25 protein-coding genes, 3 tRNA genes and 1 pseudogene are annotated in these 22,009 nt (G+C 59.2%); 9 read left to right on the plus strand and 20 right to left on the minus strand.

Annotation, left to right across the window (positions count from 1 at the left end):
* A partial coding sequence (locus RSB01_RS08090) for a hypothetical protein (protein WP_332625276.1) occupies positions 1-190 on the plus strand: 190 nt, incomplete at its 5' end.
* 150 nt (positions 191-340) lie between these two features.
* Here RSB01_RS08090 and rplL read toward each other — a convergent pair.
* The 6 genes from rplL to RSB01_RS08120 all read right to left on the minus strand — a co-directional run bounded on the left by rplL (position 341) and on the right by RSB01_RS08120 (position 3,901).
* Positions 341-721 carry a 50S ribosomal protein L7/L12 gene (rplL, locus tag RSB01_RS08095; RefSeq protein ID WP_332625277.1) on the minus strand — a complete coding sequence of 127 codons (381 nt, stop codon included), beginning with the start codon at positions 719-721 and terminating at the stop codon, positions 341-343.
* A 55-nt stretch (positions 722-776) separates the two neighbouring features.
* Positions 777-1,292: a 50S ribosomal protein L10 gene (gene rplJ, locus RSB01_RS08100; protein WP_332625278.1), complete on the minus strand. Its 516-nt coding sequence runs from the start codon at positions 1,290-1,292 to the stop codon at positions 777-779.
* A 337-nt stretch (positions 1,293-1,629) separates the two neighbouring features.
* A complete protein-coding gene (locus tag RSB01_RS08105) occupies positions 1,630-2,187 on the minus strand; it encodes a DUF2059 domain-containing protein (RefSeq protein WP_332619513.1) in 558 nt (185 codons plus the stop codon).
* Between the two features lie 67 nt (positions 2,188-2,254).
* A complete protein-coding gene (locus RSB01_RS08110) occupies positions 2,255-2,695 on the minus strand; it encodes an NUDIX hydrolase (RefSeq protein WP_332592143.1) in 441 nt (146 codons plus the stop codon).
* Positions 2,696-2,861: 166 nt separating this feature from the next.
* Positions 2,862-3,413: an NADPH-dependent FMN reductase gene (locus tag RSB01_RS08115; protein ID WP_332592142.1), complete on the minus strand. Its 552-nt coding sequence runs from the start codon at positions 3,411-3,413 to the stop codon at positions 2,862-2,864.
* A gap of 71 nt (positions 3,414-3,484) precedes the next feature.
* Entirely contained in the window at positions 3,485-3,901 is a 417-nt protein-coding gene (locus RSB01_RS08120) for a helix-turn-helix domain-containing protein (protein ID WP_332592141.1), read from the minus strand.
* A 55-nt stretch (positions 3,902-3,956) separates the two neighbouring features.
* Here RSB01_RS08120 and RSB01_RS08125 point away from each other — a divergent pair, with 55 nt between their 5' ends.
* The gene (locus RSB01_RS08125; protein ID WP_332592140.1) at positions 3,957-4,586 is read left to right on the plus strand and encodes an NAD(P)-dependent oxidoreductase; all 630 of its coding nucleotides are present in this window, start codon (positions 3,957-3,959) and stop codon (positions 4,584-4,586) included.
* Between the two features lie 63 nt (positions 4,587-4,649).
* On the opposite strand, the gene rplA is transcribed toward RSB01_RS08125, so the two are convergent.
* From rplA to RSB01_RS08155, 6 genes are all read right to left on the minus strand, one after another.
* Complete coding sequence (gene rplA, locus RSB01_RS08130; protein WP_332619515.1) at positions 4,650-5,339, minus strand: 50S ribosomal protein L1; 690 nt, start codon at positions 5,337-5,339, stop codon at positions 4,650-4,652.
* 5 nt (positions 5,340-5,344) lie between these two features.
* Positions 5,345-5,776, minus strand: a complete 432-nt coding sequence (gene rplK, locus RSB01_RS08135) for a 50S ribosomal protein L11 (RefSeq protein WP_332619516.1) — start codon at positions 5,774-5,776, stop codon at positions 5,345-5,347.
* Positions 5,777-6,054: 278 nt separating this feature from the next.
* Positions 6,055-6,627, minus strand: coding sequence for a transcription termination/antitermination protein NusG (gene nusG, locus RSB01_RS08140; RefSeq protein WP_332590886.1), 573 nt, complete (start codon positions 6,625-6,627; stop codon positions 6,055-6,057).
* A 14-nt stretch (positions 6,628-6,641) separates the two neighbouring features.
* The gene (gene secE, locus RSB01_RS08145; RefSeq protein ID WP_332590887.1) at positions 6,642-6,938 is read right to left on the minus strand and encodes a preprotein translocase subunit SecE; all 297 of its coding nucleotides are present in this window, start codon (positions 6,936-6,938) and stop codon (positions 6,642-6,644) included.
* Between the two features lie 71 nt (positions 6,939-7,009).
* Positions 7,010-7,085: transfer RNA gene (locus RSB01_RS08150), tRNA-Trp, on the minus strand.
* Positions 7,086-7,221: 136 nt separating this feature from the next.
* Positions 7,222-7,749 (minus strand): pyridoxamine 5'-phosphate oxidase family protein, encoded by a 528-nt coding sequence (locus tag RSB01_RS08155; protein WP_332590888.1) that lies wholly within the window; start codon positions 7,747-7,749, stop codon positions 7,222-7,224.
* A 121-nt stretch (positions 7,750-7,870) separates the two neighbouring features.
* Between RSB01_RS08155 and RSB01_RS08160 the strand changes: the two genes are divergently transcribed.
* Entirely contained in the window at positions 7,871-8,302 is a 432-nt protein-coding gene (locus tag RSB01_RS08160) for a hypothetical protein (protein ID WP_332590889.1), read from the plus strand.
* An 83-nt stretch (positions 8,303-8,385) separates the two neighbouring features.
* Entirely contained in the window at positions 8,386-9,126 is a 741-nt protein-coding gene (locus RSB01_RS08165) for a helix-turn-helix domain-containing protein (protein WP_332590890.1), read from the plus strand.
* 65 nt (positions 9,127-9,191) lie between these two features.
* Here RSB01_RS08165 and RSB01_RS08170 read toward each other — a convergent pair whose 3' ends face one another.
* The 4 genes from RSB01_RS08170 to RSB01_RS08185 all read right to left on the minus strand — a co-directional run bounded on the left by RSB01_RS08170 (position 9,192) and on the right by RSB01_RS08185 (position 12,906).
* The gene (locus tag RSB01_RS08170) at positions 9,192-9,845 is read right to left on the minus strand and encodes an OmpW family outer membrane protein (RefSeq protein ID WP_332590891.1); all 654 of its coding nucleotides are present in this window, start codon (positions 9,843-9,845) and stop codon (positions 9,192-9,194) included.
* 178 nt (positions 9,846-10,023) lie between these two features.
* Positions 10,024-10,143 carry a cytochrome bd-I oxidase subunit CydX gene (gene cydX, locus RSB01_RS08175; protein ID WP_024355286.1) on the minus strand — a complete coding sequence of 40 codons (120 nt, stop codon included), beginning with the start codon at positions 10,141-10,143 and terminating at the stop codon, positions 10,024-10,026.
* Positions 10,144-10,162: 19 nt separating this feature from the next.
* On the minus strand, positions 10,163-11,311 hold the full coding sequence (gene cydB / locus RSB01_RS08180) for a cytochrome d ubiquinol oxidase subunit II (RefSeq protein WP_332590892.1): 1,149 nt from the start codon (positions 11,309-11,311) through the stop codon (positions 10,163-10,165).
* Positions 11,312-11,337: 26 nt separating this feature from the next.
* Positions 11,338-12,906: a cytochrome ubiquinol oxidase subunit I gene (locus tag RSB01_RS08185; protein ID WP_332590893.1), complete on the minus strand. Its 1,569-nt coding sequence runs from the start codon at positions 12,904-12,906 to the stop codon at positions 11,338-11,340.
* A 216-nt stretch (positions 12,907-13,122) separates the two neighbouring features.
* Between RSB01_RS08185 and cydD the strand changes: the two genes are divergently transcribed.
* Together cydD and RSB01_RS08195 are read left to right on the plus strand one after the other, a co-directional pair.
* Positions 13,123-14,793 (plus strand): thiol reductant ABC exporter subunit CydD, encoded by a 1,671-nt coding sequence (gene cydD, locus RSB01_RS08190; protein ID WP_332590894.1) that lies wholly within the window; start codon positions 13,123-13,125, stop codon positions 14,791-14,793.
* Entirely contained in the window at positions 14,790-16,448 is a 1,659-nt protein-coding gene (locus RSB01_RS08195) for an ATP-binding cassette domain-containing protein (protein ID WP_332625280.1), read from the plus strand. Before cydD ends, RSB01_RS08195 begins: the two co-directional genes overlap by 4 nt.
* A gap of 250 nt (positions 16,449-16,698) precedes the next feature.
* Here the strand turns inward: RSB01_RS08195 and RSB01_RS08200 are convergent, their stop codons facing one another.
* The 4 genes from RSB01_RS08200 to RSB01_RS08215 all read right to left on the minus strand — a co-directional run bounded on the left by RSB01_RS08200 (position 16,699) and on the right by RSB01_RS08215 (position 19,720).
* The gene (locus RSB01_RS08200; protein ID WP_332619521.1) at positions 16,699-18,018 is read right to left on the minus strand and encodes a hemolysin family protein; all 1,320 of its coding nucleotides are present in this window, start codon (positions 18,016-18,018) and stop codon (positions 16,699-16,701) included.
* Between the two features lie 198 nt (positions 18,019-18,216).
* Positions 18,217-19,407, minus strand: a complete 1,191-nt coding sequence (gene tuf, locus RSB01_RS08205; protein ID WP_332625281.1) for an elongation factor Tu — start codon at positions 19,405-19,407, stop codon at positions 18,217-18,219.
* A 61-nt stretch (positions 19,408-19,468) separates the two neighbouring features.
* Positions 19,469-19,542: transfer RNA gene (locus RSB01_RS08210), tRNA-Gly, on the minus strand.
* Between the two features lie 94 nt (positions 19,543-19,636).
* Positions 19,637-19,720 (minus strand) — tRNA-Tyr (locus tag RSB01_RS08215).
* A 180-nt stretch (positions 19,721-19,900) separates the two neighbouring features.
* On the opposite strand from RSB01_RS08215, the gene rlmB reads away from it, so the two are divergent.
* The 3 genes and pseudogenes from rlmB to RSB01_RS08230 all read left to right on the plus strand — a co-directional run.
* Positions 19,901-20,743, plus strand: a complete 843-nt coding sequence (rlmB, locus tag RSB01_RS08220) for a 23S rRNA (guanosine(2251)-2'-O)-methyltransferase RlmB (protein ID WP_332592146.1) — start codon at positions 19,901-19,903, stop codon at positions 20,741-20,743.
* Positions 20,744-20,877: 134 nt separating this feature from the next.
* Positions 20,878-21,702 (plus strand): aminoglycoside phosphotransferase family protein, encoded by an 825-nt coding sequence (locus RSB01_RS08225; protein ID WP_332619388.1) that lies wholly within the window; start codon positions 20,878-20,880, stop codon positions 21,700-21,702.
* A 98-nt stretch (positions 21,703-21,800) separates the two neighbouring features.
* A pseudogene (locus RSB01_RS08230) lies at positions 21,801-22,009 on the plus strand (TerC family protein); the annotation flags it as partial.

Genomic DNA, 22,009 nt, shown 5'->3' on the forward strand with positions numbered 1-22,009 from the left:
CGAAAAGCTTCGCGATGCCGTCACAGCCAACAAGGATGGTTCGGCCCCGATCAGGCTGCTGATGAAACGTGGCGAGCAATATCGCACCGTCAAGTTCGATTATACGGGCGGATTGCGCTATCCTCGACTGGAACGCATCCAAGGTACCCGCGACCGCCTGAGTGATATTTTCAACCCGCGCACGCGCTAAGCCGTACATCACACATGCGAAAGGCCCGCCATCACGGCGGGCCTTTTTCGTATGCACAGACAAGCCGGACAAAAGAAAAGGGCCAGAGGAAAACCTCTGGCCCAATCCTTGAAAGCAGTCTCTGGAGTACCAGAGGCCAGATCAGAAATCTTACTTGATTTCGACCTTGGCGCCGGCTTCTTCCAGCTTCTTCTTCAGTTCTTCAGCAGCTTGCTTCGAGACGTTCTCGACGACAGCAGCCGGAGCAGCTTCTACCAGTTCCTTGGCTTCTTTCAGGCCCAGGTCGGTACGAACGCCGCGAACTTCCTTGATCACGTTGATCTTCTTGTCGCCGCCGTCCACCAGCATAACGGTGAACTCGGTTTGCTCTTCAGCAGCTTCAGCCGGGGCAGCAGCGCCACCAGCAGCAGCAACGGCGACCGGTGCAGCAGCCGAAACGCCCCACTTGTCTTCCAGCAGCTTCGACAGTTCAGCAGCTTCCAGTACGGTCAGAGCCGACAGTTCTTCAACGATCTTGGCGAGGTCAGCCATTTTGATCTTCCTTCGGTAGGATTGTTATTACAGAGATATGCAGAGATGACGGGTCTTAGGCGGCGTCTTTGGTAGCGTAAGCATTGAAGACGCGAGCCAACTGGCCAGCCGGAGCTTGCAGAACGCCAGCAACCTTGGTTGCCGGGGCTTGCAGCAGGCCGATAAGCTTGCCGCGCAGTTGATCCAGCGACGGCAGCTTGGACAGGGCGTCGATGCCCTTGGCGTCCAGAACGTTGTCGCCCATGAAACCACCAACGATAACGAAACGATCGTTACCCTTGGCGAATTCTGCCGAGACCTTGGCAGCAGTGACCGGATCAGCAGCAAAAGCGATGCCCACGGGACCCTTGAACAGGTCGTGGTACTCGCTGCCTTCCGAAACGCCCAGCGCCTTCAGCGCCAGACGGTTTTTCACCACCTTAAACGCGCCGCCTTCTTTACGAAGGCGACCACGCAGGTCTTCCATCTCCGCAACGGTCAGACCCAGATTGTGGGTCACAACCACGGCGCCCGCGTCGGCGAACACGCTTTTCAGCGATTCGATCGACTCGGCTTTTTGTGCGCGGTCCATTGCGGTCTCCAGAGTAGGAATTCGTCGCCGAGCTTATTCCCGACAACGGATTTGGTTCATGCCCATTGCGTTGCCGCAAAGGTCACAAGCCGGTAGATTGTCCGAAGGAAGCGTGCCTCATCCCGCCCATAAGGCTGGATCGAGGTCTTTGCATCCCCATCTCCCCACGGCACCGGAAAGGCTATTCCGGCAGTTATGGCATGGGTGGCCCCCACGCCCCGAAGTTCTCGGACAGGTCCCGACGCGTCCGAAGACTCATCAGGATGGCGGCTCTATACACTGTCACCTGCGAAAAGCAATGGGTGCAGATCCAAAGCCGCATTATTGGTTCCGATAATCAGCGTTGCGCGGATTTCCGCCCCGTCGCCGCATCGACTTTTGCATCGCCACAATCATTGGCAGCACACATCTGGGTTATCAGGTCGGTAATATAGGCGGTGAGCATCGGCGCTTGCCCCTCTCCAACCTCGATGCCGACCTGAACCTGCTTCGCAGAGATTTCGCGACCAATAGGGCTTTCAAAAAACTCCACCATGGCTTGCAGTTCCGACGTGGTGAAGCGCGTCGCATAGATGGTTTCAATCTGAGTCATATAGGTGCGCATGTGCACCATAAATATTGGACCCGCATTCTTTTCCATCCACGCACCGAGCCGGGCATCAACATCCCTCAGCCCGCTTTCAGCCATGACATTGGCCATATAGGCCAACATCTGCTTTTCTATATCCGGTGTCGTGATCATCAACACACGAGCGGCCAATGCGCGAGCCTCCGCGCTGGGCTCGGCCTGTGCGCGCACCTGCAGCTGGTCTTGTGCCATGGCTGGAGCCGTTGCCCCCAGCAATGACAGGGCGACTAAGCCCGAACAAACAGCCTGTCTGAGTTTACCGCGCATGTCATAGCCCCGAAGTTTCCGGCACAGCTTATGCCATAAGCGTGGCAATAACCATCACCGGTCGCAATCAGTGGCGGCTGCGCCCCACGGGCAATCTGCGGATCAAAGCCGCCAGGTCAGGCTCGTCCACACTATTGGCAGCCTCTTCGGCACTCATCCATTGACGTGTACGCTGATGCAGTTCGGGCCAGCTTCCCAACTGGATCAGTACTTCCAGCGGATAGACATCCACAACGCACGGCACGGCACGTCCGTCCTTGAACCGCTTGTCATAGATATAGGTCCCCATAGCGGTAGGACTGATATCGCCCTGAACCCCCGCCTCCTCATAGGCTTCCTGTGCCGCCGCCAGATGGTCGCTAAGGTCCACCATCAGGTTACCCTTGGCGATCACCCACCGCTTCGTCTCGCGCGATGTGACCAGCAAAACCTCGACCTTGCCACCGCGCAGGCGCCACGGCAGGGCCGCGATCTGGCGAAGAGATTTGTCGGCAGGTGGCTTGCTCATATCTAGGTCAGTGGTCCGAACGGCAGTCAGGCCCGCAAAGGATCACGGGCATAAAGAAGGTCAGTTGAGGGTGAAGCGGGCTTTCACCGCGTCAGGCGCAAAAGGTCAAGCGCGCCCAACGTCCTATGTTCAATATTTATCCTGATACTGAACATTCTTGTCATTGTTACGCCTTGGCGACCCAATCCGCAAACCGGTCCAGAAAACGCTTCTGGAAACCGGCATCGCGCTCGCTGGAAAAATCGCCCGCTTCGGTAAACAGCCCGTCTTTGACGTGCACATAGACCTCGGGCTGCGGCAGGATTTCCAGATTAAGGACAACCGCGATCTGGCGGAAATGCATCTGCGACAGATCGGCTCCGCGCGCCCCCGGTGACGCCCCGCACACCGCCGCACGCTTGCCGGCCCACGCATTGCCGCCACTGGCACGCGAGCACCAGTCCAGCGTGTTCTTCATCAGCGCCGTCACCGAGCGGTTATGCTCGGGCGAGACAAACAGCACACCGTCCGCCGTCGCAATACGCGCCTTGATGTCGGCCAGTACCGTCGGCACGTCTGCCTCAAGGTCCATATTATACAGCGGCAGGTCCCCGACAGGCAGATAGTCAAAGACCATCCCCTCGCCTGCCAGCTTTTCCAGCGCCTCGGCATAGGTTTGATTGATCGAACCCTTGCGGGCGCTGCCGACAACAACGGCAATCCTCAGGCTCTCGGCCATGCGATACTTCCCCGAAGCAATATGTGTGGTCGCAATAGACTGAACCGCATAGCCCAGAATCGGCACGCGCCCTAGCCGCCGCGGCGGTCATAGGCGGCTTGCGCTTGGGCCACCTTGGCCATCTGTGTTTCGGCCCAGTCGATCACAGGCTGCAAGGCCTCGACCAGCGTCACACCCAGCGGCGTGATCTGGTAGGTGACAGAAACCGGCACCGTGGCCTCGACCGTGCGCGATACCAGTCCGTCACGTTCCATCTGGCGCAGGGTCTGGCTCAGCATTTTTTGCGACACACCCTCGATGCGCCGCTTCAGGGCGTTAAATCGCATAGGGCCGCCCGCCAGCGTGCCCAGCAGCAAGACGGTCCACTTGTCCGCAATCCTGTCCAGCAACAGCCGCGTCGGGCATTGCGCCGCATAGACATCACCGCGCGAAAAATCCGGCGCAGTTACAGGTAGGTGACCAGGTGAGATTTCGGTGCCTTCTTGCATGCGAACTATCCTTTGCGCACCTAGTTACCATCAGTAACCACCAAAGGCCATCACCATGCGAACGACCCCCGCCCTGAAAGTCACCGTCCTCGGAGCCAGCGGCCGCGCCGGCTCGCAAATCGTCAAGGAACTGGCCCGTCGCGGCCATCAGGTCACCGGCGTCGCCCGCAACCCTGAAAAAATCCCCGTCGGCGAGAACATCACAGCGGTTGCAGGCGATGTTCAACATCCCGACACAGTGCGCCCCGCGCTTGCTGGTGCCGATGCGGTGGTCAGCGCCATCATGTTTACCGACACAAAGCCCGACCAACTGATTGATCTGGTAAAGTCGGCCCATGTCTCGCGTTATCTTGTCGTTGGCGGCGCAGGCAGCCTTGAGGTCGCCCCATCGGTCAAACTGATCGACACGCCCGCATTCCCCGAGGCCTACAAGACCGAAGCCCGCGCAGGATCGCTGTTTCTCGAGCACCTGAAAGCGGAGAACGATCTGGACTGGACCTTCCTGTCACCGTCCGCCCTGTTCGACGGCAACCAGCGCACAGGCACCTTCCGCCTTGGTTCGCATCAACTGCTCAGCGATGCAGACGGCAACAGTGCCATCTCCTTCCCCGACTACGCCATTGCCATGGTCGACGAGATCGAAACACCGTCCCATTCGCGCACGCGCTTCACCGTCGGCTATTAAAAAGAAAACGGCCCCGCAGATTTCTCTGCGGGGCCGCTTCCTTATGCCTTGCGGCAAACGCTATCAGGCGCCCAGCGAAGCCGGGTCAACCTTGATGCCCGGACCCATGGTCGAGGACAGCGTGATACGCTTGACGTAGGTGCCCTTGGCGCCCGACGGCTTCGCACGCGACAGAGCGTCGACGAAGGCCTTGACGTTCAGGTCCAGAGCTTCCTGGGTGAACGAAGCCTTGCCGATACCGGCGTGAACGATGCCGTTCTTTTCGACGCGGAACTCAACTGCGCCGCCCTTGGCGTCTTTAACAGCTTGAGCAACGTTCGGGGTCACGGTGCCGACCTTCGGGTTCGGCATCAGGCCGCGCGGGCCCAGTACCTTACCAAGGCGACCGACCAGAGCCATCATGTCCGGCGACGCGATAACGCGGTCGAATTCCATGAAGCCACCGGCGATCTTTTCGTACAGGTCTTCTGCACCGACGTGTTCTGCACCGGCTTCCTTGGCTTGTTCAGCCTTGGCGTCCTTAGCGAAAACAGCGACGCGAACGTCACGACCGGTACCCGACGGCAGGTTCACTACGCCACGGACCTGTTGGTCAGCGTGACGCGGGTCAACGCCCAGGTTCACAGCGATTTCGATCGACTCGTCGAACTTCGCCTTGGCGTTGTCCTTAACGAGTGCGATTGCAGCGCCGTAAGCGATCAGGTCTTCGGTTACACCGATACGTGCTTTTTGAGCTTTGGTTTGCTTAGCCATCTGAATTAGGCCTCCACAACTTGGAGGCCCAGGGCGCGAGCCGAGCCTTCGATGATCTTGGTCGCAGCGTCCAGATCGTTAGCGTTCAGATCTTTCATCTTGGCTTCTGCGATTTCGCGCAGTTGAGCCACGGTGATCTTGCCTGCCGACTCACGACCGGTCTTGGCCGAACCCGACTTAATCTTGGCCGCTTCCTTCAGGTACCAGGTCGCCGGCGGCGTCTTGGTGATGAAGGTGAACGACTTGTCTTGGTAGACAGTGATGATGGTCGGCAGAGGGGTGCCCTTGGCAACCTTCTCGGTGCGTGCGTTGAACTCCTTGCAGAAGCCCATGATGTTCACGCCACGTTGGCCCAGTGCAGGACCGATCGGGGGCGAAGGCGTTGCGGATTGGGCCTTCACCTGCAGCTTGATGTAGCCGAGAATTTTCTTGGCCATTTGTCTCTCCTAACAAAAAACCCGGCATCACAGCCGGATCGGTGAGCCGTGGTCTGGCATGGCTGCCTCCCACGGATTTAACGTATCGCCAGCCAAACGACTGCGACGCGAAGACGGGCGTTTACCACCGCACCACCGCAAACGCAAATCGACCAGCGCACAATACGCCTACCGATATAAAAACAAGGGCCGCTTCCGGTGTGGAAGCGGCCCTTGAATATCTTGAAGTGCAGCGAAGCTTATTCGCCGACTTTTTCGACTTGCCCGTAGGGTTGGCGTTATTCGCCAACCTTTTCGACTTGGTTGTATTCCAGTTCGACCGGTGTCGCGCGACCGAAGATCGAAACAGCAACACGCAGGCGGGTATTTTCTTCGTCCACGCTCTCGACCGTACCGTCGAAGCTGGCGAACGGACCGTCGGTGACCTTGACCTTTTCGCCGATGTCGAAATGGATCGTGGGCTTCGGACGCTCGACGCCCTCTTGCACGGCACCGATGATGTTCTGGACTTCACGTTCCGAAACCGGCAGCGGCTTGGTGCCGCCAGCCGCACCGAGGAAGCCGGTGACTTTCGGGGTGTTCTTGACCAGGTGGTAGGCTTGGTCGGTCATCTCCATCTTCACCAACACATAGCCGGGGAAGAATTTGCGTTCCGAGTTGACCTTGCGACCACGGCGGATTTCCACCACGTCTTCGGTCGGAACGAGGATTTCCGAGAAGTGTTCTTCCAGACCTTGTTGTTTGGCCTGGTCACGCAGGTATTCGGCAACCTTCTTTTCGAAGTTCGAATAAGCGTGAACAATATACCATTTGTGGCGGGGATTGGCCGCTACGGGCGCTGCATCCGTCATCTGCGCGTCTCCTGTTATCGGCCGATACCGAGAATAAATTGTGAGCCTAGCGTCAGGCCTGCGTCAACAATCCAGAAGAATGCCGCCGCAATAACCACCATGATGAACACCATAACCGAGGTGATCCAGGTTTCTTTGCGCGACGGCCAAACGATCTTGCGAGCCTCAGCGCGAACTTCACTGATGAACTGCGGGATCGATGTTTTCTTCTTGGGGGAAGGCGTGTCGACAGTGACAGTCGCGGCACCTTGTGCAGCGGCGGTCTGGGTTGCCGAGTTGCGGCGACCGCGTGGAGTCTTCGCCTTAGCCATTATGACGTCTCTTCAATCTCTGGTTCCTGCTCCATCACATGGGAAGTCCCATATGATTGCAACAGGGGGAATGGCAGGAGTGGAGGGATTCGAACCCACGACCCTCGGTTTTGGAGACCGATGCTCTACCAGCTGAGCTACACTCCTAGTGTCCCGGACAAAGATCTGCGCGCCGTCAAGTTTCCTTAAGCGGCGTGACCCTCGCCAGAGGGGGGCGTATGCCCGACCCCCATTTGTATTTCAAGGGGTATTGGCCACAAGTTGCGCTTAACCCCCGATTTTTTCAGAAAAGACGCGCTACAGCGCTCGGTTCATAGTCCACATCGGCCATTACGGCTTCGACATCGCCGATTTGATAGGTCTGTGTGTGGCTGCGCCCGTCGATCACAGCCACCGCTTCGATGGTTTCGGGAATCACTTTTACGACCACCGTCTTGCCCAAACCAGGGGCCCAGGGCGCGATTTCCGGCACACGGTCCAGAATCAAACCCATGACATGTTCGATCTCGGTCATGTCCGTCAGCACTCTGGCGCGTGCATCCATCGACACACCGACAGCCTCGCCCTCTTCGGCATGGCCGCGCACCGCCACGCCTACACGCGGATCAGCCAGAATATTGGACAGCTTCTCGCTGTTCCGGGCGGTGATGAAATAGAGGTTCAGCCCGTCATTCATATAGCCCAGCGTCGCGGCATGCGGGCGGCCATCCGGACGGTTGACCGCCAGTGTCATCAGGCTTTGCCCGCCAAGCAGTTTCAAAATCGCCAGTACGGCGCGACCATGAATAGGTTCTGTCGGGTTCGTGGTCATGGTCGGGTTTCCGTTCTGGTGATGCCGCTTCAGATTCAGAGTTTGGCCTTTGCCATAACAGCCCTTTTCGAGACTTGATTCAAATCAAGGTCCGGTGTGCGCCATTGGCCCAAATGGTCACATGCGAGCTCTTAACGTCGATATGAATGCCACCCCCTGCCCCCAACCGGGGCTTCTCGTATCGCCGCTGCGTCCCGATGATGAAGCCGCAGCCTATGCTCTGGCCCGCTGGGCCAAGCCGGATTTACCCGCCGAGCGCTGGGAAAACTTCCTGTGCGACTGGCGGGCCGATCCGGACGGGCGTGGCATACTGGTGGCGCGAAACCAGCGCGGCGGCATATTGGGCTTTGTCTGCTGGTGGCGTCAGCCTGATCTCGAACACGGCGAAACCCTGTGGGCCGGCCCGTTCTTTGTGCGTGAAATGGGCGTGCGTCCTCTGGTGCGCGATGCACTGGAACAGGCCCTATACCAGTTGTCCTGCACGATGGGGGCCGCCTTGCGCATAACCCCCGACGCCATGCCTCTGACGCCGCCGCATTCGACCTTGGTCTAAGGCCTCGCCCACCACGGTTCGTAAAACGGCCAAAACGCGGCTATAGATGGCGTTAACGCTGTCACGAGCTTGGAGATCAGGCATTGAGTACCCTCGGCCAAATGGCGGACCCGCAGAATATTGCGCTTGAGGATGTGCATCCTTGCGCCACCTGTGGTGCCCGTACACTGGGGGTTTGCGCCGACCTCAAGGGCCACGAATTGCACAGCATGGCCTGTAACAGCGACACGGTTCATACCGACGCCGGTCAGGCCCTGTTCCACGAAGGCGACCCGAATCCCTATGTGTTCAACGTCGTCGAAGGCGCAGTAAAACTGTACCGCCTGCTGCCAGATGGCCGCCGCCAGATTACCGGCTTCCTGTTTCAAGGCGATTTTCTGGGCCTTGGCGGTCGCGGCGTGGCCAATTTCACGGCCGAAGCCCTCACCCCGCTTCAGACCTGCCGCTTCAAGCGCACGAATTTTGACCAGCTTCTGAATGCCCTGCCCGCGCTGGAACATCGTCTGGTCGCGCTAGCCGGTGACGAACTTATGGCTGCGCAGGAGCAGATCGTGCTTCTGGGCCGCAAGACCGCCAAGGAGCGTCTGGCCAGCTTCCTCGTGCGTTTGGCTGCGCGCCAGCAACAGTTGGGCGGCCCTGAAAATCAGGTCCACCTGCCGATGACCCGTCTCGATATTGCCGACTATCTGGGCCTGACCATCGAAACCGTCAGCCGCGTAATGACACAGCTCAAGACGTCTGGATTGATCCGCCTGTTACCGGGCAATGATATTGCGCTCGTCGATCCCACGGGCCTCAAGGCACTGGGTGACGGCGAGGCCTGATAGACCTTGTAGTCAATGATCGGGGCGCACTCTGAAACCGGAGTGCGCCCTTTATTCATGTGCGTTTAGAACTTGCGTCCAACGCCCAGCGACACGACCCACGGGTCAAGGCTGACATTGGTTTTCAAAGTGCCGCCATTGATGCTGGCATCGGTATCGAACCACACTTTTTTGGCATCAAGGTTCAGTGTCCACGGACCCGATAGATTGATGTCGGCTCCCGCTTGCAGGGCAACACCGAAACCATCGTCGATATCGACAGTGAAACCGTTCTTATCCTTGCCCTCGAAGAAGGCCATGTAGCTGACACCCGCTCCCACATAGGGGCTGATGCGATTGTTCGGTGTCGGGCGATATTGGGCGGTGACGATCGGCGGCAGTACCCATGTTTCGTGCACAGCCACATCTGTGCCCACACCCTTGGCCTTCACCTCGTGCTGGGTTGCGCCCAGAATGGCTTCGATGGCCCAGTGATCCGAGACAAAATAGGTAAACCCCAGCGTCGGCATCCAGTCATCGGACACATCCACATTCAGGCCACTGGCCGCGCCTGTCGCATCGACAATGGCGTCATCCGCCGATGTCAGAACGCCCGTCATCCGCGCCGTGACAATCAAGGTGCCCTTGCCGACCGGATCGGAAGGTTGGGCTTGCGCCGAAGCAGTGCCTGCCAAGCAAAAAACAGATGCGGCAGCCAACAGGGCAGCAGAGGTTTTCATCACGTCTTCCTCGATACATGGCCCATGTGAAAAGGATGGGCCTCAATGTTGGAATGACTGTGCGCTCTGCCCGATATTGCCGCTTTGATATGGCTCAACTATTTGAAAAATAACAACTACATAAAGAAAAACCCTCTTCGTTTCCGAAGAGGGTTTTCAATCAGGTCATGTCCGAAGGTCAGGGTTCGGAATGACCCTCATCACCTTCGTCAAACAGACGAAACTCGTGCCACAGGCCGTTCAGAACACCGAACGCTACGGCCAGACCGAGGCCCAAAATCCAGGCAAAATACCACATGCGATTTTCTCCTTAAGCCTCAGTACAGGTCAGGGTTGGTTTTAAGTTCTGCCTCAGTCGAGCGCCCCCACAGCACCTTGTAAACCCAGGCGGTGTAGAGAAGGACGAAGGGCAGGAAGACCACGACCACGATCAACATGATGAACAGGGTCAGGTGGCTGGACGATGCGTTCCAGACCGTCAGGCTGGACTGGGCATTGATCGAGCTGGGCAGAATAAATGGGAACATCGACAGACCGACGGTCGAGATGATCCCGACTGCCGAGGCCGAGGAACCACCAAAGGCCAGCGCCGCCGACTTGCGCCACATACCCAACAGGCCGATCACCGCCCCTGCAAAACCGAGAACCGGCGCGATGGTCATCCACGGATAGTGGCCGTAATTGTCCATCCATGCACCCGGAGCCGCTTCAACAGCAGTCCGTAGCGGGTTGGAAGGGCCCGCCGTGTCCACCACGCCGGTAATACGGAAGCCCATATCACCAAAGGCCACCATGGCTCCGCCAATCGCGAACAGCACAAGGCTGGCCACTGCGGCAGCGGTACCGATAGTGCGGGCACGTTTCAGCACCACACCTTCTTCGCCCTTAACCGACAGCCATGCTGCACCATGCAGAACCAGCATGGACACCGACAACAGACCGCAGATCAGGGTGAAGGGTGTGAACAGACCCAGCAGGCTGCCTTCATAGAAGCTGCGCAGGTCGCTGGTCAGGCGGAAAGGTGCGCCCATCAGGACGTTGCCCACGGCAACGCCGAACACCAGTGCCGGAACGAAGCTGCCGATAAACAGGCCCCAGTCCCACATGGAGCGCCAGCGGGCCTCGGGGCGTTTGGAGCGGTACTTGAACGATACCGGCCGCAAGATCAGCGCGGACAGGACCAGGAACATCGCCAGATAAAAGCCCGAGAAGCTGACGGCATAGACCTGTGGCCATGCGGCAAAGATCGCCGCGCCGCCGACAATGAACCAGACCTGATTGCCTTCCCATGTCGCGCCGATGGTGTTGATGACCATGCGACGCTCTGCGTCCGTCTTGGCGACGAAGGGCAGCAAGGCACCGACACCCATGTCGAACCCGTCGGTCAGGGCAAAGCCGATCAACAGCACGCCCAGCAGTCCCCACCAGATCAGGCGGAGGGTGGTGTAGTCGAGAAGAAGTTCCATCTCTCTTTTCCTTCAACGACCGGAGGTCAGACGACCGCCGGTTCGCCTTCCGTGCTGGCTTCGGCTTCGCGGGCTTCCTGTTCGGCGAAAGGCCCCTTCTTGATCGTGCGCAGGATCAGGCCGACCTCGACAACGGCAAGCACACCGTACAACAGGGTGAAGCAGACAATCGTCGTCCACAGTTGCGCGACCGTCAGGCTGGATGCCCCCAGGAAGGTCGGCAGAACGCCTTCTACGGCCCATGGTTGGCGACCGACTTCGGCCAGAATCCAGCCCGCCTCGATGGCAATCCACGGCAGAGGAATGGCCGCAACAGCCAGCATCAGGAACCATTTGGTGTCGTGCTTGCGCAGGGTGCACAGCACAAAGGCGGTTCCGAACAGACCGATCATCAGAACCCCGATACCCGCCATGAAGCGGAAGGCCCAGAACATCACCGGCACGTTCGGCACTGTGAACCATGCCGCTTCCTTGATCTGCTCTGGCGTGGCCAGACGCGGATCCTCGACATAGCGTTTCAGCAGCAGGCCATAGCCCAGATCATTGCGCACAGTTTCAAACTGGCCACGCGCTGCCATGTCCTGCGGATCGGCCTTGATGCGTTCCAGCGCGTCATAGGCCACCACACCGCGTTCGATGCGGTCTTCGGCCACGGCAACCAGCGACAGGATGCCTTCCACAGGACGGTCCACGCTGCGCGTTGCGATCAGGCCCAGCACATAGGGGATTTTGATCTCGGCGTGAGTCTTGCGGTCTTCAAGGCTGGGGAAGCCGATCAGGGTCAGACCTGCCGGAGCTTCTTCGGTGTGCCACATGGCCTCCAGAGCCGCCAGTTTCATCTTCTGGTTATCCGTCAGGGCATAGCCCGACTCATCGCCCAGAACGACGACCGACAGCGACGACAACAGACCGAAGGCAGCAGCCACAGTCATCGACCGCTTCGCAAAGCCCTTATGATTGCCTTTAAGCAGATAAAAGGCCGAGATGCCCATGACGACCACGGCAGCACAGACATAGCCCGCCGACACGGTGTGAACGAACTTGGCCTGAGCGACAGGGTTGAAAATCACCGCCATGAAGTCGGTGACTTCCATACGCATGGTGTCAGGATTGAACGCCGCGCCCACAGGGTTTTGCATCCAGCCATTGGCGACCAGAATCCACAGGGCCGACAGGTTGGTCCCCAGAGCCACCATAAAGGTCACGAACAGGTGTGTATGGGGCTTCAGCTTGTCCCAGCCGAAGAACATCAGGCCGACAAAGGTCGCTTCCATGAAGAAGGCCATCAGGCCTTCAATGGCCAGCGGAGCCCCGAAGATGTCCCCCACATAGTGGGAATAATAGCTCCAGTTCATACCGAACTGGAATTCCATCGTCAGACCGGTGGCGACGCCCAGCACAAAGTTGATGCCGAAGATCGTGCCCCAGAAGCGGGTAATCGTCCGCCAGATCGGCCGACGGGTCATCACATAGATGCTCTCCATGATGACCAGCATGAAGGAGAGCCCCAATGTGAGGGGCACGAATAAAAAGTGGTACAGCGCTGTCAGTGCAAACTGAAGACGCGATAGGTCCACGACCGCTAGGTCGACCATGACAAAAGGCTCCTGACCGCCAGTGTAAAAACCGGCATTGTGTGTCGCTTAATCTCACAACAAACAGATGGCCTTGATCCTGATCAAAGCCTACGCACTGATCCGTCACTAAGTCGTCTTTGGCCCATTGGACGTTTGGTCCTCGGACATAACGCCTACCAAATCTGTCGTTTGCTTCTTTGGCAAGTCCGTCAGGCGCATTTAAGAACAGGCATCATGACGGCAACCGATGTAAATTCACCCGACCATGTCTCCAAAGAAGCCAGTCGCGCGGCAGCGAACTGGCTTTCGAGCGCGACGGCACCGTGGAAAAAGCGCGCGACGATTTCTGCGGCACTGGTGATTGCCGATGTCGTTCCGGCCATCGGCTTCGCCGCCGGTCTGGGTCTGGCGCTTGGCGCGATTGTGCCCGCTCTAGCCGATCCGGACGCCGCATCGGTGCTGAAAGCCGTCACACCGGGAGCCATACTGGCCGTATCCAGCCTGTTGTTACGCGGGGTTCTGGGTCAGGCCGCCACCGTCAGCGCGGCCCATCTCAGCCAGTCGATAAAATCTGCCCTGCGCGGGCGGCTGATGGCTGGTGTCTTCAGTGGCAAGCTGTCTGATTCCGAAGCCATGGCCGCCGCCGTCGAAGGTGTCGATTCGCTGGACGGGTTCATCACCCGCTTCCGCCCGATCAAAACGGCAGCCGTTGTCTCGCCGCTGGTTCTGATCGCCGCTGCGGCTGTGGTCAGCCCCTTCACAGCAGGGATACTGGTTTTCACCCTTTTGCCCTTCGTCATCGGCATGGCGCTGACGGGAATGGCTGCCGCGTCCGAGAGCCGTCGCCAGTTTGTCGCCATGGAGCGTCTGTCGGGCCTGTTCCTTGACCGTATCCGCGCCCTGCCCGCCATCCTCGCCTTCCAGTCGGAAGCCCAGCAAAGCCGCCAGATCGCCCGCGCCTCCGACGAACTGGCGCGCCGGACCTCCAAGGTCCTGAAGGTCGCCTTCCTGTCCTCGGCCATTCTCGAATTCTTCTCGGCACTGGCTGTGGCGCTGGTGGCCGTCTATTGCGGCTTTAACCTGCTGCGCCTTTTGCCGTTTCCGGCACCGGATGTGCTGACGCTGGGTCAGGCCTTCTTCCTGTTGGCCCTCGCCCCAGAGGTCTACCAGCCGATGCGCCGACTGGCCGCTGCCTATCACGACCGTCAGGCCGCCGATTCCTCCGTGCCGCACCTGCAAGCACTGGAACAGGCTATTGCGGCCCCCGTCACCCGCAGCATCAACCTGAATCATGCTCCGGCCCTGACATTCGACAAGGTCACCATTGCCTATGGCGATGCCGCACCGGTGGTGCGGGACTTCAACCTGACCGTACCGACGGGGCACACCATCGCCCTGATCGGGGCCAGCGGCTCGGGCAAGTCCAGCCTGATCCATCTATTGCTGGGTCTCTCGCCCCTGACCTCGGGGCAAATCCTGATCGACGGCCAGCCACTGCTTTCCGGCGAAGATCTATCCCCGTCCATCGCCTATGCAGGTCAGGCCCCGATGGTTGTTCCCGGTACGCTGGAGGACAATATCCGCATCGCCCTGCCTCAGGCCTCGACCCGCCAGATCATGGAAGCCGCCGCCAAGGCCGGTCTTCGCGGTGATCTAAGCCGCCCCATCGACGAGCGAGGCGGCGGATTGTCGGGTGGAGAGCGCTGCCGTCTGGGCCTCGCCCGCGCCTTTTTGAAACCGGCCCCCATCCTGCTGCTGGATGAACCGACGGCCCATCTGGATGCCGCATCCGAACTCGCCCTGCTCGCCGTCATCAAACAGGCTGCCGAGGGCCGTACAACCGTGATTGCCACCCACTCCGACGCCGTGGCCGCCCTGGCCGATACCGTGGTGGAACTGTCATGATGAAAACCGGTATCCGCCAACTCGTAGCCGCGCAGGAAAAAGCCCAGAGCGGCCGCCTTCTGGCCGCAAGCGTTTGCGCCATGATTGTTTCCGCTGCCGCCGTTGTGCTGCTGGGCGTTTCGGCATGGTTTTTAACGTCCTCGGCCATTGCCGGTCTTGCCGGATCGGTCGTAGCGATGACCTTCAACTACATGGTGCCCAGCGCCATGATCCGCTTTCTGGCCATCCTGCGCACAGGGGGCCGCTATGGCGAGCGCGTCATCGGCCATGATGCCGCGCTGCATGCTTTGGCCAAGCTGCGCCCGCAACTGTTCGACAGCATCACCCGCGCCGATCCGGCCATTAGTCTGGGCCTGTCATCGGGGGAAACCTCGACCCGACTGCTTCAGGATGTAGATGCCATCCAGAACCGCTTTGTGCGCCTGTCCGCCCCTTGGGGTGCCGGTGCCGCCCTGCTGGCCGGTATTGTGCTTTGCGCCTTTGCCAGTTCGGTGACCGCCATAGCGGTCGCGGCTATCGGCGGCGTCTATATTCTGGTGGCCATCACCGTCGCCAAAATCGCAACCGACAAGGCGGGCCGCGATACGCGTGTTGCCGCGGGTCGCTTTAAACACGAACTGACCACCCTGATGGCTGCCGCGCCCGAGCTTCGCGCCTATGGCATGACACAACAGGCCGGTGAACAGATTCTAGGTACCGCCAGCCTCTATGAAACCGCCCAGCGCCGTCTAGCGGTCGGCAGCAGTTGGCAAGGCCTTTGCCAGACCCTCGCCATGGCCGCTGCCGTGGTGGCCGTGTTTGTCACCACAGCCAACCAGTCCGCCCCGCTTATGGCACTGGCCCTGTTGGGCAGTATCGGAGTGCTGGACGCGGCAGGAACCCTGATCGGTACGCTCTCGCACAAAGGCTCGATCGATGCGGCCATGGAACGGCTGGAGCCCCTTGTTTCCCAGCCTGAAAGCAACATCAGCGAGCCCCTGCAATCACGCATCGAAATCGGTGACCAGTATGTTCTGCGCACACGCGAGCGACTGGGTCTTGGCGGCCCGTCCGGCGCGGGCAAGACCACCTTTGTCGAGCAGTTGATGCATCTGCGCCCTGTCGTTTCAGGTGCCATCCGCCTCGATGGAAACGACCTGACCCAGGTCAGCCCGCAACAGGCCCGTGCCCTGTTCTCCTATGCGCCACAGCAGGCACAGTTCATCACCGGCACGGTGGCGCAGAACCTGCGTCTGGCCGCCCCCACGGCCGCTGACGAAGACCTGTGGGCTGCGCTGGAAGACGCCTGTCTTGCCCCCCGTATTCTTCAATCACCTCAAGGGTTGAATATGCAACTGGGGGAAAATGCCCGCTATCTTTCGGGCGGCGAGCGGCGACGACTGGGACTGGCCCGCGCCTATTTGCGCCACGCGCCCTTCCTCGTCCTGGACGAACCCACCGAAGGATTGGATGCCGCCACCGAAGCCTGCATCATCGAGCGTCTGGACAACCGTCTCAAGCTGACCGGTCAGGGCCTGATCCTGATCAGCCACCGCCCTGCCCCGCTGCGGCTCTGCCACGATATAGGCATGGTCACGGGACGCGACAGCCTTGGGCGGGTCGATATTACTGTGCCCGCCAATGCCGAAAATCATTCATCGAGCCGCGTTGTTTGATCTATCGCAACGCTTGTAACCGGCAAGCTTCATAGGGTGCGGACAAAGGAGATTTTCCCATGTCCGCATCCGCAGCCCTGATCCTTTCCGCCATAAGCGGAGCCTTTATCGTCTTCATGCTGGTACTGGGTTTCGTATCCGTATGGAGCAATCTTCCGGCACGAAAATAGCGCCCGCACAGCGTATAGAAAAAGGCCCGTCAGATATCTGACGGGCCTTTCTTTATGCATAGGCTCGGACGGTTACCGCCCTAGTGTTTTTCGCCGTCTGCAGACGGTTTTTTCACGATCGTGCGGAACAGCAGCTTGTCGATGCGGCGGTCGTCCATATCGATAACCTCGACCTCGAAACGCCCCAGTTGCAAGATCTCGCCCTCGTCCGGCAAACGCGACAGGTGGTGAAGCACCAGACCGGCGACAGTGTGGAAACCGTCATTGTCACCGAACTCTTCGCCCAGTGTCTCGGCCAGTTCTTCCAGATCGGTCTGGCCGTCCACAGCCCAGCTGCCATCTTCACGCAGGCGGATACCGGTGTCGACCTCGTCGTGCCCTTCATTGAAGTCACCGGCGATCATTTCCAGCAGGTCGGTGGCGGTCACGACGCCATCGAAATTACCGTACTCGTCCACCACAAAGGCCATGTGAACACGCGAGTTCTTGAGGATCTCAAGCGCTTTCAGGATTGAAGTGGACTGCGGAATAAAGGCCGGTTCGTTGATCAGACCTTCGATGTCGATCACACCCTTGTCCAGCAAGGTATCCAGCACGTCCTTCTTGTGCACCACCCCCAGAGGACTATCGATATCGCTCTCGCGCGCTACGACAATGCGCGAATAAGGACATTCGCGGATGTCTTTGCGCAGCGTCGCTTCGTCGTCACCCAGCGAAATCCAGTAAACCTCGTGGCGCGGCGTCATGGCCACACGGATCGGACGGTCGCCCAGGGTCAGGATCTCTTCGATCATCTCCTGCTCTTCCGGTTCGATCAGACCCGCCGAAGTGCCCTCGGCGATCATGCTCTCGACTTCTTCCTGCGTCACGTCAGAACCGTCGCGGTCCTTGACGCCCATCAGTTTAAGAATGCCCGAGGTCGAGGCCGTCAGAAGTAGCACAAAAGGCTTCATCACAATGGCCATCGACGAAATCGGACCGGCCATCTTCGAAGCGACCGCTTCGGGGAAAATCAGCGCAATACGCTTGGGAACCAGTTCACCCACGATCAGCGAGATATAGGTGATGAATACAACCACCACGCCCGTGGAAATAATCTGCGAATAGGGTGCCAGTGCCGGAACGCCAGCCTCCAGCATCTTGTCCAGTTCGCCGGCAATGCTGGCCTGGCCATAGGCACCGGCCAGAATACCGATCAGCGTGATACCGACCTGTACAGCAGACAGAAATTGGGTGGGTTCTTCGGCCAGTTTTAGCGCTGCCCGCGCTCCGCGGTCACCGCGCTCAGCCCGTGCATGCAGTTTGGATTTCTTGGACGAAACGACCGCAAGCTCGGTCATGGCGAAAATGCCGTTCAGCACTACAAGCAGCAGCACAACGACGATAGCGATGGTCAACATCGAAAGGGGTAGAGCCCAAAACGCGGCGCAACATTCGGCGTCCGCCCCTTTATCTTAAGGCTCAAATACGGCCAACGCCAGTGCGCTCGCTTGGCGCACACGGGCATAACTTGCGATTAAATAACAAAACGGCCCTCCGGATTGCTCCGGAGGGCCGTCTTTTAGGCTTAACCCGTGTGGGTCAAATCAAAGTGTTGCTTAGGCAACGATCTTCGAAACGACGCCAGCACCGACGGTGCGGCCGCCTTCACGGATAGCGAAGCGCAGCTTCTCTTCCATGGCGATCGGGGTGATCAGCTCGACGTCCAGCTCGGCGTTGTCGCCCGGCATGATCATTTCCACGCCTTCCTTCAGGTTCACGATACCGGTTACGTCGGTCGTGCGGAAGTAGAACTGCGGACGGTAGTTGGTGAAGAACGGCGTGTGACGGCCACCCTCTTCCTTGGTGAGGATGTAGGCCTCAGCAACGAACTTGGTGTGCGGCGTGATGGAGCCCGGCTTGCACAGCACTTGGCCGCGCTCGACGTCTTCACGCTTCAGACCACGCAGCAGAACGCCGACGTTGTCACCAGCTTGACCTTGGTCCAGCAGCTTGCGGAACATTTCAACGCCCGTGCAGGTCGACTTCTGGACCGGACGGATGCCGACGATTTCGACTTCTTCACCGACCTTGACGATACCGCGCTCGATACGACCGGTCACAACCGTGCCACGACCCGAGATCGAGAACACGTCTTCAACCGGCATCAGGAAGGCCAGATCAACCGGACGTTCCGGCTGCGGGATGTAGGCGTCAACAGCGGCCATCAGTTCCAGAATTGCTTCTTCACCGATCTTGGCGTCGCGACCTTCAACAGCTGCCAGGGCCGAACCCTTAACAACCGGAATGTCGTCGCCCGGGAACTGGTAGGACGACAGAAGTTCGCGAACTTCCATTTCGACCAGCTCGAGCAGCTCTTCGTCGTCGACCATGTCGACCTTGTTCAGGAACACGACCAGAGCCGGAACGCCAACCTGGCGCGACAGCAGGATGTGTTCGCGGGTTTGCGGCATCGGGCCGTCAGCAGCCGAGCAGACCAGGATCGCGCCGTCCATCTGGGCAGCACCGGTGATCATGTTCTTCACGTAGTCGGCGTGACCCGGGCAGTCCACGTGTGCGTAGTGACGGTTAGCCGTCTCGTACTCAACGTGCGAGGTGTTGATCGTGATGCCGCGGGCTTTTTCTTCCGGTGCAGCGTCGATGTCGGCATAGGCCTTGGCGGTGGCGCCACCGGCCTTGGCCAGCGTGATGGTGATCGCAGCCGTCAGCGTGGTCTTGCCATGGTCAACGTGACCGATGGTGCCGATGTTGCAGTGCGGCTTAGTGCGTTCGAACTTTTCCTTGGCCATGGCCAAACTCCTGTGGCCCGGGTCCAAATGCGGAGGGGCGCTCTGCTCAGTTCATAAAACCTGGAGCGGGTAGCGGGAATCGAACCCGCGTATTCAGCTTGGAAGGCTGCTGCACTACCATTGTGCTATACCCGCGCGAAGAATGCGTTGCCCCAACCTTTAAAGATTGGCGTTTCCGCACCCGATTTCCTCTGAAGCTTCCGGTCCTTACTCGGCCATTGTTAGCGCGTGGTGGGGGAAGAAGGACTCGAACCTTCGAAGCTTTCGCAGGGGATTTACAGTCCCCCCCCTTTGCCACTCGGGACATTCCCCCAGCGCGCTTAACAATGTGCCGACCAGATTTGTCGAAAGCCGGTATTTCAACCGGATAACAACAAAAGCCTTCGCTGTCGGGCGACGCCTGTATTAGGAGAGCGCCTTCACCGAAAGCCCATGGCCTCGTCGGAGGCCGTCTTATAGTGTCCCCTTTTTCAGAACGCAACGACCGAAAACCGTGAAAAAACAATCTTTCCAAAGACGCGACGAAAAGGGTGCCTCGCGGGGTAATTCCTCGCACAATCAAGCACCTAAATTCCAGTCTGAGGGTAGAAAATCGCCCAAACAGGCGATCAACGCAGACAATTTTCTTTGGGGCCGTCACCCTGTTTTGGCCGCTTTGGCCAATCCGGCACGCCGTGGAACCGGTCGACTCATCGTCACAGCCGACCGCGCAGAGGAAATTGAGTCGCAGAATCTGTCCCACGGGCACAGAATCGAAGTCGTTGATTCCCTTGAATTGAATCGAATTCTCCCCACAGGCGCCGTCCATCAGGGCTTCGTCTTCAAATGTCAGCCCCTCGAAGGCGTTTCCCTCGAAGATCTCGGCGAACCCGCTGAAGGGATTCTGGTCATGCTGGACCAGTTGACCGACACCCAAAACGTCGGGGCCATCTTCCGTTCGGCCCTCGCCTTTGGCGCGCGCGGTATAATTGTACAGGATCGCCACGCCCCTGCCCTTGCCGGTCCTCTGGCCAAGGCTTCGGTCGGTGCGACCGAGCGCCTGCCCCATGCGCGCGTTACCAACCTGTCTCGCGCCCTTGAAAAGCTCAACGACATGGGATGGCGCGCCATTGCCATGGACGGTGCAGCCGAACTGACGCTGGAACAGGCTCTGGATGATCGCCCGACCGTTATCGTTATGGGCTCCGAAGGTGACGGCGTCCGTCGTCTGGTGACAGAACACTGCGAAGCCATCGCCAAAATCCCGATGCCCGGCGGTTTTGAATCGCTGAACGTGTCCAATGCCGCAGCGATTGCGCTTTACGAAGCGTCACGCGCACAAAAGCGTAAAGCCTAAATATCCGGCTTGCTGACAGGTCGATCCGGTTCACGCCAAGCGCGCCAGCCCGGATCGATCTTCGTCACTTCTATATATAGGGCCGGTATTTTCAGGCTCTATATATAGAAGTGAAGCCCGCAAGGTCGCCGTCGATGCCCCACACCGCCGTCACGCCCTACCTGCTAAACTGGAAACTGGAAGCCTCGGGTCCAACAGTTTCGACGCCCTCTGCCTACCTACAGCCGGTAGTAATGTCCGACGGCCGTCCGGCCATGTTGCGCCTGCAGACACAAGACCATGCCGCCAGCGGTGCCGACCTTCTGCAATCATGGGCCGGAGACGGAGCCGCACAGGTCTATGCCCGCCAAGGCCCTGCCCTGCTGATGGAGCGGGCGACCGGTACACAAAACCTGATCGACATGGCCCACGACGGCCAAGATGTATCGGCGACACAGATATTGTGCGCCACAGCCGCACGTCTGCATGGACAGAAGAATACCCCACCCCCTTCGCTCATTCCGTTGGAGCGGTGGTTTCAATCGCTGATAGCCCCAGCCCATTCAGGCCTGCTGGCTACCTGTGCCGGTATTGCGACAAAGCTGCTCGCCCATAGCGACCATAGTGTTCCTCTGCATGGGGACCTGCATCACGGTAATGTCCTCGATTTTGGCACGCGCGGTTGGCTGGCCATCGACCCCAAGGGCTTGCTTGGCCATCCGGCATTTGAATATGCGGTGATGTTCACCAATCCCGATCTGTCCGCACCGGAAAAACCTGTGGCCGCCGATGCATTCGAGCGGCGCTTTTCACAAATCGTGCGCGCTTCAAACCTGCCCGCAGAGGTGCTGCGTGACGGGATTATTGCCGGCGCAGGCCTGTCTGCCGCATGGTTCATCGAAGACGACAGTCCGCTGGCCGCGATTCCACTGGATATCGCCCAACGCGCTCTTGGCCTCGACCTGCCGCACTCGGCCTGATCCGCCTATTGATTTAACTGACATTCCTGCGGCAACTTGGCGCAGGGTGCCGCGAGGTCTAGGTTGTCGGCATGGACTTCCTCTCCTCACCCGAATTTATGAGTCAGTTGATCGCCCTCGGGCAGGTCATGCTGATGGACCTTGTGCTGGCTGGCGATAATGCGGTCGCAGTGGGTCTGGCCGCCGCCGCCCTTCCACAAGAACAGCGCCGTAAGGCCATTCTGGTCGGTTTGGGCTTTGCCGTTGTACTGCGTATCGGCTTTGCCCTGATCACTATTCAACTGCTGGCCATTATCGGCCTGCTGAT

Origin of the sequence: Brevundimonas sp. (genome assembly GCF_036659295.1) — a bacterium.
Taxonomy (GTDB): Bacteria; Pseudomonadota; Alphaproteobacteria; order Caulobacterales; family Caulobacteraceae; genus Brevundimonas.